The following is a 1,197-nucleotide window of genomic DNA, read 5'->3' on the forward strand; positions in this document are numbered from 1 at the left end:
CGGCGGACGTGAGGGCCCTTTGGCCCGAGCGCCCGCCGCAATACACAAAATGACCCTTTCCAGCTATGGTGTCCAGTCGCCAAACCTTGCCATCCACAGAAGACAGGAAAGAGCCATGAACGGAGAATACAGGCAACTGACCTTGAGGGAAAGAAGGGAGATCGAGGAGGGGCTGACGCGGGGCGACTCGTTCAGGGCGATCGCGAGGCTGATAGGGCGCCAGCCGTCGACCGTCTCGAGGGAGGTGCGCGAGAACAGGCATCTCCGCGCCTTCAGGCCGCGCAGGTCCGCATGTCGGGAACGGAACTGGTGCAAGCGCGTGGGCGTGTGCGCAGAATGCGTGCGCGAGGGCGCGTTCTGCGCGGGCTGCGACGCCCGGGACTGCCGCGACCATTGCGCGGCGTACGCCGACCGGATCGCGTGCGACGCGCTCGTGCGCGCGCCGTGGGTGTGCAACGGCTGCCGTAAGAACCGCTACGGCTGCAACCGGGCCAACCGATACGTCTACGACACCGAGGTGGCCCAGAAGGCCTCCGACGAGCGGCGCAGCGAGTCCCGGAAGGGCATCGACATGGACCCGGGGCGCGCCGAGGCCGCGCTGGCCCATATAAAAGACGGGGAGTCGCGGGGGCTGTCCCCCTATGAGATATCGGTATTGTATGCCGACGTCGTCGGCGTCAGCCAGTCTACTATCTATCGCTGGACCGATGCCGGCTACGGCGGGCTCACGAACCTCGAGCTTGAGCGCAAGGTCGGCTTCAGGCCGCGCAGAAAGAAAGCCTCGCGCAAGCCGACCCGGCACTCGCCCAAGCGCAGCTACGATGAGTTCGAAAAGCTCCCGGACGGCCTCAAGGACGCCCGCACCGAGCTCGACTGCGTCGTTGGCCGCAACGTCGACAAGCAGGCCGTGCTGACGCTTTACAACTTGCCGTGCCACGTGCAGCTCGGGCTTCTGCTTAAGGCGCACGACTGCGCGAGCGTCATAAAGGAGCTGCGCAATGTCAGATCCATAATGCCGAAGCTTATGCACGCCAGGTGGATGCGCGTCGCGCTCACCGACAACGGCGAGGAGTTCGCCGACGAGGCCGGCATAGGCGAGCTGCTCGGCGAGCGCGCCGCGGGCGGCGAGCTCGAGGTGCACCTGTACTACTGCGACCCGCGCCAGTCCCAGCAGAAGGGCGGTTGCGAGAAGAACAC

General features: G+C 65.8%; 2 pseudogenes. Both read left to right on the forward strand.

Annotated features, from left to right (window positions below):
* Nucleotides 1–115 precede the first annotated feature (115 nt).
* A pseudogene (locus HRL41_RS12530) lies at nucleotides 116–244 on the forward strand (helix-turn-helix domain-containing protein); the annotation flags it as partial.
* A gap of 75 nt (nucleotides 245–319) precedes the next feature.
* A pseudogene (locus HRL41_RS11900) lies at nucleotides 320–1,197 on the forward strand (hypothetical protein); the annotation flags it as partial.

The organism is Adlercreutzia sp. ZJ473 (genome assembly GCF_013185065.1).
Taxonomy (GTDB): Bacteria; Actinomycetota; Coriobacteriia; order Coriobacteriales; family Eggerthellaceae; genus CAAEEV01.